Below are 10,084 nucleotides of genomic sequence, written 5' to 3'. Positions count from 1 at the left end.
AAATACTCAAAATACTCAAAATACTCAAAATACTCAAAATACTCAAAATACTCAAAATACTCAAAATACTCAAAATATTGTCAAAAATAGCTTGAACTCTTGTCACCTGAATCGTTTTTACATGTCTTTACTTAAAACATTTTAAATACTTAATTTCAATACTTAGTGTTGAATAAAAAAGCTATACCTAAGCTGCTACTGATGACTAACTACTTTTTTAATACGCGATAAACGGTAGCCACCCCAACACCAACCGCCTTAGCAATCTCCTCTTTTGTCATATTGTTTTGACTGGCTAATTCTTTAATACGATTGTGTTTCGTTGTATTAGGCTTCTTACCAGTGGGCTTATAACCACTGTTCGCCAATCCCTGCTTAATACGCTCTCTACGTTTGTCGTTATCAAGCTTTGCCATTGTGGCTAATAAGTCGATCAACATATCGTTGATCACCCTGAGAATATCCCCGGTCATACCCTCACTGACTGTATGCGTCGTTGGCAGATCAGCCACCACTAATCGTAAGCCCTTGTCTTTGATGCGCTGCTTTAGAATTGCAAAATCATCTTGAGATAGCCGGCTTAATCTATCCACGCTTTCAACCAGCAGAATATCGTCTTCCTCAGCGTCATTGAGTAACAGAGTGAGTGCTGGTCTATCAAGCTTCGTACCACTGAAATGCTCAACGTACTCAACATGGTTATCATCATAGCTTTGGCTAAAGCGAATCAAGTCAGACAAGGCTCTCTTAGCGTCTTGATCCTTAGTGCTGGCTCTCACATAAATACGAATGGTCATAACGCCACCTATATTATTTAGACTTAATAATCAATGTTTATTGATAATAATAAGATGTTACTATCATTTAATATTAATAACAAGTCTAATGATAGATATATTATCGTTTAGAGGTTTTATTTTTTAGGTATAGTCTAATGGTAGATTGTCAGGCGCTTTCACTGGTTCGGTTCCCTAGTGAGGACTTGAATATTAAGCTATCCTCTATGTCCTATTCTCAATTGAGTTTTTATGTCTAATATACTAAGTAATGAACCTATAATACAATACGAACCACAGAGCCTACGTCCAATAGTAGCTACTATTGGAGTACTTTTTAAAGATGGAAAGGTGCTTTTAGTACGCCGTGCTAACCCACCCGATGCAGGTCGATGGGGTTTTCCCGGTGGTAAAATTGAACGTGGGGAAACTGTTAAAGATGCTGCCGTTCGTGAACTTTATGAAGAGACAAGCATTGTATCAAAAGCCTTTAAGACATTTAACGCTGTAGACGCGTTTGACTTTGATAGTAGTGGTAAGCTGCGTCACCATTTTGTTCTTGTAGCCGTACTTTGTATTTGGGTTTCTGGTGATCCTCTAGCAGGTGATGACGCCCTAGAAGCTAGATTTTTCGATATTGAAGATTTGATCAATGCAGATTTAGCCCTTAGCTTAGATGTTAAAGAAATAGCATTACAAGCAGCTGAGTTACTCTAAAAAGTAAGAAAGTTCGATATTCTATACCCCAGGGGGAGGGTGTAAATAATTCTGTGTAAATACAGTTGAGAGTGTAAATAAAACTGTATTTACACAGAATTATTTACACAGAATTATTTACACCCTCCCAGTAACAGCCGATGTAGCCTTACGTTTGCACGATGCTTTAGGTATTAGTGCTGATTTACTCATGCGCGTTCAATCAAAGTACTCTCTTTGGATCGAATCGCAAAAACAACGTCCACAAATTCAGCCATTTTTTGCGAGTTGTTAGTGGTTTGACCCACTAACAACTAACACGTTGGCTATTCATTGAGTAAATCCTAAACTCAACTAATTCTTTTATTTATCAGGCAACCATTTTTCGACATTCGACGGCACATTCACGGCAAGCATCAGCACATTGCTGGCAGTATTGATGCTCATGTTGGCTACATTCATCTGCACAGTATTCACAAGCCTTGGCACAAAGCTCACAAATTTCTTTCATAAAAGGAGATTCTGTTTGCTGCATACGAGCACAGAGCTGACAAATATCTGCACAATCTAGACAACGCTGAATACATTCTCGCATCATCTCCAGATTTTCTTCTTTTAGACAGGCATTTGCACAACTGGCACAGGTAAGGTAACAGCTCATACATGCCTTTGCGCAATCTGAAAATTGGATATCGTTCATCATACTTACCTAAAGTCAATTGATTTAGGAAAATGCTAATCAAAAAAAAAGATATACACTAGGACGATTATGTAAGGGAAAGTAAAATAGTCATAGATTTTGTTAAATGGTTTTAGGAGAGTGTAAATGCAGTGTCGATGAAGGACTGCATGAGCTGCTTTTGAAAGTCTTTGATGTCATCGAAGCTTTTCATGCTGCTGGCCATTTGCTCAGCCAGTTTCTTGATGTCAGATTGGTTAGTCATTGCTTATTCTCCTGTTAGTGGATTATAAGCAGTTACACAAAGTTTGGGAAACTCTCATGGAAAATTGCCTTTTGAGTTTGAAGCAATGTACAATGATAAGATTAACCCGTTAGGTCAGGTGGCCTAACTTAAATAAAAAGTCTCCGACAAACCCGGTACGGTTCAGATGATGCGTTCTACTACATGGATTACAGTCTTGGTTGGATTGTTCATGTTCCAAAGCTTTTGGAATGTGGCGGCGGCCTTTTGTGTCCATGAACAACAGCCTCAATCACAGCAGAGTTATCATTTTGGTCATCACCAAAATACCTTGTGTGCCAGCGATAGTCGTCAACACGATCATAATGGACAGTCAGAAAACATAAAAACATTCAGTAGCGATTTAGAAATCGGTGAAGATCATCAAGATCATCTACCATCGATGATGCATTTGATTGTACAAAATGAAAAAGTAGATGTGTTTCATCCAAGCTCTGAAGTTAAAGTGAATCCACAATTTCATTGGAAAAACAGCTATCAGGCTCCTGACCTGTTTCAACAAAGCCTACCTCCCGAATTTTCCCCGCTCATGGTGGGGTAGCCTAAAACATTCCCACCACTTTTATTATTTAAATAAGTGGGAAAAATCATGTCTTCACAATCAATTATACTCTTGCGTCATAGCTTGGTTGCTTGTATATGTGCAGCGGCTATGCAATATAGCTATGCTGAAAACGTTACCAGCTTTGAATCCGCTTTAGCAAAAGTACAAAGTTACCAGACTCAAGACAAGCCGTGGCAACAAGTTCAGCAAATATCTGAATTGAATATTCAGCAAAGTCGGTTATGGCAGAATCCAAGTATAAGTTTAGAACAGTCTGGCTTTGGCTCAGGTCAAGAACAGGAATTCAATGTTGGCGTTAGTCAACCTCTAGATCTATTTGGTCAGCGTAAGCTGAACCGGGTGATTGCCAATACCTCGAATCAACAAATCCAATTGCAACAGCAATTATGGAAGGCACAAAGCCAACTGATTGTTAAATTTGCATGGTCGCAATTTGCACTTGCTGAGGTTGAGCAGTCTGCTTATTCAGTACAGTTAAAAACAAGTAAAGTCAATCTGGACAGTGCCCAGAAACGCTATCAGGCAGGCAGTATTGCCCTGGTTGATTTTGAGCGTGCCCAAATTGAAGCGCTAGAAATCCAACGACTTTATGAGCAAGCGATGCTGAATAAACAAGCTGCCGGTCGTCAGCTGTCTAATTTGTGGGGGGGAGAAACATCTTCACATCTTCAATTGAATAAAACCGCTATCCCTTGGCCAGAGCAAAGTCTCCAAACTGTGCAACGGTATATTGCTGAAGGGTGGCTAGAAAAATTCTATGCCTTGAACATTCAGCAATCGGATCATCAAATTGAAAATTTAAGAATTCAGGCACGTCCCAATCCGACTTTAAATGTAGGCATGAAACGTAGCAAAACCCCTAATGGAAGCAACGATACGACTTTAGCAATCGGCGTGGCTATTCCACTGAATATTTTCAATCGCCAGCAATATGCGATCCCGATGGTCCAGCAACAGCAAATATTGCTGAACCAACAGCAGCAGCGTGAGCTGAAGCAACAAATACTCGATATTGCCAACAGCAGGCATCAGCTCAAAGGTTTACGTAGCCAGTTCGATGCCACAACAGCACAAGTTACTTTGGCGACCAAAGTTCAGAGCCGTACTTTACTAGGGTTTCAGGCAGGGAAACTGTCCATTACCGACGTTCAGCAAGCAACCACCCAACTGCAGAATCTTCGATTGGGTCAATTACAAACTCTACGTCAAGCTTGGCAAACTGCCCTAGCAGCTGAGGCACTCAGTATTGGCACAAGTTATGAAGAAATTAGCCGTTCGGATGCCTATACACAACTGAATAAAAAGGCAGTCGAAGCATCGCAAAATTTAATCAATGGGGGAGCACGATAAAATGAACGCCAAGCAAAACGGAAAAATATCCAAGTCTCTCATGATTGTAGTTTTGATTCTGATTACGGTCTTGGTCAGTCTGGCTATTTGGTTAAGTTCAAAAAAAACTGAATCTGAGGGGCCTGGTTATGATGAGGGAAATGCCGAATATTCTGATGAAGATAGTTCTGAAGAAGGACATGCTGAAGAAGGCGAAATACAACTGACCAGCCAACAAATGGTTGAACAAGGTTTAAAAGTTGCTGTTGCATCCACAGGATTGGTTGAAAAGCTGACAACCCTGCCAGGTAAATTGGTGGTGAATACCGATCAACAAGCGCATATATCGCCTAAATTTAGTGGTTATGTCGAGCAGATCAATGTGGCTTTAGGACAGAGCGTGCAAAAAGGACAAACGCTGGCTGTACTAACCGTGCCTGAACTGATCGACCAACAGGCAAATCTGCGTATGGCACAGGTGAATCTGGATTTGGCCCGTAAAGATTACCAGCGCGAACAGCAACTCTGGTCACAGGGGGTTTCTGCCAAACAGGATTACCAGCGTGCCGAAAATGCCTACCGTCAAGCGCAGATTACTGTCCAGTCCTCACAAGCACGTTTAAATGCATTAGGTGCAAGTGGCAATAACAATGGGCGTTTTCTGATTAAAGCACCGATCTCTGGGGTGATCAGTCAAAAAGATATTGTGGTCGGTGAAAATGTGCAACTGGCTAATCAGCTCTTTGTCATTGAACAGCTGAAAGATTTATGGCTTGAGTTTAATTTGCCGAATCAATTCTCAGGTCAACTGCAAGCCGGGCAAAAAATTGACTTTAAAGTGAATGATTCAGATCAAAGCTATAAAGCTACTGTACAAAGCTTAACCTCTCAGGCAGATGTACAAACAGGGCGTCTGGTGGTGCGCGCAAAACTCGATGCGCAAGCTACTGAGTTGCGTTCTAATGTGTTAGTGAGAGTGTTGATTCCGGAAGCTACAGCAAAATCAGCCCTTCGGATTCAAAAGTCTGCGCTGCAAAGTATTGAAGGTGAAGACAGTATTTTCATCGTAGATTCAGAACAAAAAGGTCAAGTCCACTTAAAAGCACAGAAAGTGCAATTGGGGCAGGCTTCAAGTGATGGACAATGGCTTGAAGTGATTTCTGGGCTGACTGAAGGGCAGAAGTATATCGCTCAAGGCAGTTTCTTGTTGAAATCTGAATTAGAAAAAGACGAGGCAGGCCATGGACATTAATTCTGATCTACCAAAACCAGAAGGTTTATTCGAACGAATCATTCAGTTTTCCATACAAAATGCGATTTGGGTGTTGCTCTTTGCCTGTACCTGGATTGCGGTCGGGGTGTATAGCTATCAGAAACTCCCGATTGATGCTGTACCCGATATTACCAATACCCAAGTCCAGATTAATACTCAAGCCAAGGGTTTTACTGCGCTTGAAGTCGAACAGCTGATTACCTATCCCATTGAAAATGCCATGGCTGGCATTCCGGATCTGGAGCTTACCCGTTCCATATCCCGTTATGGACTCTCTCAAGTCACCATTATCTTTAAAGATGGGACTGATATTTATTGGGCCCGTCAGCAGATTAACCAACGGACACAGGAGGCGCAATCTGAGTTGCCTGCACAAATCGCACCGACGATGTCCCCCGTTTCTACGGGTCTCGGTGAGATTTATCAATGGGTACTGAAGGCAGATCCGAATGCGAAAAAGCCGGATGGAACTGCATACACGCCGATGGATTTGCGTGAGATTCAGGACTGGATTGTGCGTCCTCAACTGCAACGTGTTAAGGGAGTTGCAGAGGTCAACAGTATTGGTGGTTTTGAAAAAACCTATGTGGTCTCTCCCGATTTAAACCGGATGCAGCAACTGAATATCTCATTAGAACAACTGCAACAGGCTTTAGCGCAAAATAATGAGAACCGAGGTGCAGGTTATATTGAAGACAATGGTCAGCAACTGACGGTACGTGTACCGGGTACATTCAATGGGCTTTCTGATATTGAGAACACCATGCTGGGTAGCCCAAATGGCAGCCCAATTCGGGTTGGTGATATTGCGCAAGTCTCTATTGGGCATGATTTAAGAACCGGTGGGGCAACCTATAACGGCAAAGAAACCGTTTTAGGGATTGTCATGATGGCGATGGGTGGAAATAGCCAGACTGTTTCTAAAGCTGTGGATGCCAAGCTTCAAGATATTCAGAATAGTTTGCCTAAAGGGGTAGTGATTGAAACGGTGTACGACCGTACTATCTTGGTTGAGAAGGCGATTAAAACCGTTCAGAAAAACTTGGTAGAGGGAGCAATCCTGGTCATCATCATTCTGTTCCTGTTTTTAGGGAATATCCGTGCTGCCTTGATTACTGCCTGTGTCATTCCACTCTCTATGCTGTTTACCTTAACCGGGATGGCACAGCAAAATATCAGTGCCAATCTGATGAGTTTAGGTGCACTCGATTTCGGCATCATTGTCGATGGTGCTGTGGTGATTGTCGAAAACTGTATCCGGCGTTTAGCCCATACACAGCAACTGTTAAAACGACCTCTCACACAAAGTGAACGCTTTAAGGAAGTTTTTCTGGCTGCCCGCCAAGCACGTCGTCCTCTTATTTTTGGTCAGCTTATTATTTTGGTGGTGTATTTGCCGATTTTTGCTTTAAGTGGTGTGGAAGCAAAAATGTTCCATCCGATGGCATTGGCAGTGGTACTCGCCCTTGTTGCAGCCATTATTTTATCGATCACCTTTGTGCCTGCTGCTGTGGCATTGTGGGTCAAAGGCGATATTCAAGAAAAAGAAAGTCGTTGGATGTTATGGCTAAAAGCTAAATATCAGCAAACTCTTGATATTTCGTATCAATACAAAGCAGTTGTGCTGACTTTTGCACTGTGTTTATTAGTGATTACGGGATTTATCAGTACCAAACTCGGCAGTGAATTTGCACCACAGCTCAGTGAAGGAGACTTTGCGATACAACAGTTACGTTCACCAAGTACAGGCTTAGAAGAGTCTTTACGTATTCAGGAGAATACTGAAAAACTTCTTTTAAAGAGTTTCCCTGAAATTAAGGCAGTATTTGCCAGAACGGGTACAGCCGAGGTTGCAACAGATGTCATGCCACCCAATATTTCAGATGGCTATATCATGTTAAAGCCTCGTTCAGAATGGCCAAATCCTAAAGAAAGTTTAGATGAATTACGTGGCCGTATGGTGACGTATTTAGCCACGATTCCAGGCAATAATAGTGAATTTTCACAACCGATTGAACTCCGATTTAATGAATTGATCTCAGGTGTGCGTAGTGATGTTGGTGTGAAAATCTTCGGTGATGATATGAATGTCCTCAATACTGAGGCGACTAAAATCTCCAAAATCATTCAGCAAATATCGGGTAGCAGTGCCGTGAAAGTTGAGCAGACCTCAGGTTTGCCATTACTGAATGTCGAGGTAAATAAAACTTTGGCTGCACAATATGGTTTGAGTGTGCGTTCAATTCAAGACCTTGTGGCAACCAGTATTGGTGGACAAAGCGTGGGAGAGATTTTAGAAGGCGATCGTCGTTTTGATTTTGTTATCCGTCTTGGAGAGCAAGACCGTAGTGTCGCATCTGTTTCCCAGTTACCTATTCAGCTTCCAAATGGTGGCAGTATTTTATTGTCGGATGTCGCGCAAGTCTCGACCATTGAAGGAATCAACCAAGTCAGTCGAGAAAATGGTAAACGCCGAGTTGTGGTTACAACGAATGTTGAAGGGCGTGATTTAGGGTCTTTTGTTTCTGATGTACAGACACAGCTCAAAGCATACACTTTGCCAAGTGGTTATTGGATAGAATATGGCGGTCAGTTTGAAAATTTGGCTTCAGCCAAAGCACGGATGCAAATCGTGATTCCACTGGCTTTAATCACTATCTTTATTTTACTGATGGCGGTCTTTCACAATGTCAAAGAAAGTCTATTGGTCTTTACCGGGATACCCTTTGCCTTGACCGGTGGTGTGCTGTTCCTTTGGCTAAGGGATATTCCATTATCGATGTCAGCTGGAATTGGCTTTATTGCCTTATCTGGTGTTGCAGTCCTCAATGGACTGGTAATGCTGACCTTTATTAAGGAATTAAGGGACAAATATCCAGTGCATAAAGCCGTGTGGCAAGGGGCTATTTTGCGCTTAAGACCAGTGTTGATGACAGCTTGTGTGGCTTCACTGGGTTTTGTACCAATGGCGCTGGCAACCGGAACAGGGGCTGAGGTTCAACGGCCACTGGCAACCGTAGTGATTGGCGGGATTATCTCTTCAACATTACTAACTTTGGTGCTGTTACCCGTGCTTTATCGTTGGATAAATGAAAAAAAAGTTTCTTAATCCAATAGATTAGTCGATTTACAGCAGAGATATTGGCTGTTATCCAATATCTCTGCTCATCATAAATAGAATAAGGAAAATATTTTATGTCAGAACATCATGATCATAGCCATGCGGTTGTTACTGAAGAAAATAGTAAGAAGTTAATGGTTGCCTTAGGTTTAACGACTACTTTTTTAATAGTAGAAGTTGTCGCTGCTTTTGAGACCATCCCGAATTCTGTGTAACTGCCGTTTAGATTAAATGCTTGCTGATACGGTCATCAAACATAATCATAAAACGATTCAGAGCAGACGTCCAGTTACGGATTGGCATCGACCACGAGCCCATCCTGGATTTTGTGTAACTTCTATTTGCTAATAGGGTATAAGAAGTTACACAAAGTTTAGGAAAGTCCCTTTTTTATACCTATCGCTCAACCAACTTTTCCTCAATCATTTCAGTCAACAACTCAGTCACCGTTTTTCGGCTTTCAAGCGCGTACCGCTTGAGCGCAATGTGTTTATCTTCATCTAAATTAAAATTCACGCGTACCGTCTTTTTGGGACTGTCCGTCACATCCGATAAAGCCAATTGATCCTTAACGTTCTTACTAGGACGACCTGCTGATAAACTCATGACTTACTCCTCACCAAAAAATATTTGAATCTCACTGACCAATGCGGTTATCTCTTGTATCGCATTGCTACTAGGCGATTCGGTATCAAATACTGTCTTACCAAGGGCAGCACTATTAGGATAAGCAACTCGCTGCATCACTCTGGTCTCTAATACCGGAATATTATAATCAAGCAGCGCGGTTGCAACCTCTTTACCAATATTGGTATTTTGAATGGCGCGTGAGACAACAAAGGCTGCCTTTAGTTGGCCATCCATCATCTCAATACGCTGCTGCACTAAATCAACCAAATCGCTGGTCGCCCAGATATCATAGGGGCTCGGCTGCACCGGAATCAATATAAAATCAGCCGCTTTTATAGCAGAAATAGCCAGACTAGTAGCTTGCGGCGATCCATCGATCACCACATAATCTTTATCAGAGACGTTTTTTAAATCTTTATCAAGTGTTGGTCTATCGAGCCCAATCACCGGTACCGGATTGTCTTCATCAACTGCTCTCCAGTCACGCGCACTGCCCTGCTGGTCACTATCCACCAACAAAACACTATGGCCTTTTAGCTGTAAGCCACGAGCCAAATGCGTTGCGATGGTAGTCTTACCGCTGCCACCCTTTTGATTTAATACCGCGATTACCTTCATAAATACAGATCCCTGTAGTATATAAGTATATAAGTATATAAGTATATAAGTATATAAGTATATAAGTATATAAGTATATAAGTATATAAGTAT

At 41.8% G+C, this 10,084-nt stretch carries 10 protein-coding genes and 1 pseudogene; 6 read left to right on the top strand and 5 right to left on the bottom strand.

Annotated elements, in window-relative coordinates; genetic code table 11:
* Positions 1-209 precede the first annotated feature (209 nt).
* Entirely contained in the window at positions 210-797 is a 588-nt protein-coding gene (locus AAEY79_RS13950; protein ID WP_352288798.1) for a recombinase family protein, read from the bottom strand.
* Positions 798-1,028: 231 nt separating this feature from the next.
* Here AAEY79_RS13950 and AAEY79_RS13945 point away from each other — a divergent pair, with 231 nt between their 5' ends.
* Positions 1,029-1,493 carry an NUDIX hydrolase gene (locus tag AAEY79_RS13945; RefSeq protein WP_007115209.1) on the top strand — a complete coding sequence of 155 codons (465 nt, stop codon included), beginning with the start codon at positions 1,029-1,031 and terminating at the stop codon, positions 1,491-1,493.
* Between the two features lie 349 nt (positions 1,494-1,842).
* Here AAEY79_RS13945 and AAEY79_RS13940 read toward each other — a convergent pair whose 3' ends face one another.
* A complete protein-coding gene (locus tag AAEY79_RS13940; RefSeq protein WP_084212324.1) occupies positions 1,843-2,172 on the bottom strand; it encodes a four-helix bundle copper-binding protein in 330 nt (109 codons plus the stop codon).
* Between the two features lie 112 nt (positions 2,173-2,284).
* Entirely contained in the window at positions 2,285-2,416 is a 132-nt protein-coding gene (locus AAEY79_RS13935; RefSeq protein WP_264673014.1) for a hypothetical protein, read from the bottom strand.
* Positions 2,417-2,582: 166 nt separating this feature from the next.
* Between AAEY79_RS13935 and AAEY79_RS13930 the strand changes: the two genes are divergently transcribed.
* The 5 genes and pseudogenes from AAEY79_RS13930 to AAEY79_RS13910 form a co-directional block, all read left to right on the top strand.
* Positions 2,583-2,996 carry a cation efflux protein, CzcI-like gene (locus tag AAEY79_RS13930; RefSeq protein WP_227502390.1) on the top strand — a complete coding sequence of 138 codons (414 nt, stop codon included), beginning with the start codon at positions 2,583-2,585 and terminating at the stop codon, positions 2,994-2,996.
* A 48-nt stretch (positions 2,997-3,044) separates the two neighbouring features.
* On the top strand, positions 3,045-4,370 hold the full coding sequence (locus AAEY79_RS13925) for a TolC family protein (protein ID WP_102093419.1): 1,326 nt from the start codon (positions 3,045-3,047) through the stop codon (positions 4,368-4,370).
* Between the two features lies 1 nt (position 4,371).
* Entirely contained in the window at positions 4,372-5,601 is a 1,230-nt protein-coding gene (locus tag AAEY79_RS13920; protein ID WP_352288793.1) for an efflux RND transporter periplasmic adaptor subunit, read from the top strand.
* Positions 5,591-8,731, top strand: coding sequence for an efflux RND transporter permease subunit (locus AAEY79_RS13915; RefSeq protein ID WP_102093422.1), 3,141 nt, complete (start codon positions 5,591-5,593; stop codon positions 8,729-8,731). The genes AAEY79_RS13920 and AAEY79_RS13915 overlap by 11 nt, the downstream gene beginning before the upstream one ends.
* An 86-nt stretch (positions 8,732-8,817) precedes the next feature.
* Positions 8,818-8,940: pseudogene (locus AAEY79_RS13910) on the top strand (cation transporter); the annotation flags it as partial.
* Positions 8,941-9,139: 199 nt separating this feature from the next.
* On the opposite strand, the gene AAEY79_RS13905 reads toward AAEY79_RS13910, so the two are convergent.
* Together AAEY79_RS13905 and parA are read right to left on the bottom strand one after the other, a co-directional pair.
* The gene (locus AAEY79_RS13905) at positions 9,140-9,349 is read right to left on the bottom strand and encodes a plasmid partition protein ParG (RefSeq protein WP_025652656.1); all 210 of its coding nucleotides are present in this window, start codon (positions 9,347-9,349) and stop codon (positions 9,140-9,142) included.
* 3 nt (positions 9,350-9,352) lie between these two features.
* A complete protein-coding gene (parA, locus tag AAEY79_RS13900) occupies positions 9,353-9,991 on the bottom strand; it encodes a ParA family partition ATPase (RefSeq protein ID WP_025652655.1) in 639 nt (212 codons plus the stop codon).
* Positions 9,992-10,084: the final 93 nt, after the last annotated feature.

This window comes from Psychrobacter sp. GW64-MNA-CIBAN-0177, assembly GCF_040309585.1.
Taxonomy (GTDB): domain Bacteria; phylum Pseudomonadota; class Gammaproteobacteria; order Pseudomonadales; family Moraxellaceae; genus Psychrobacter; species Psychrobacter okhotskensis.
The sequence above is the reverse complement of the archived record's forward strand: the minus strand, read 5'-3'. Positions and strand labels throughout refer to the sequence as shown.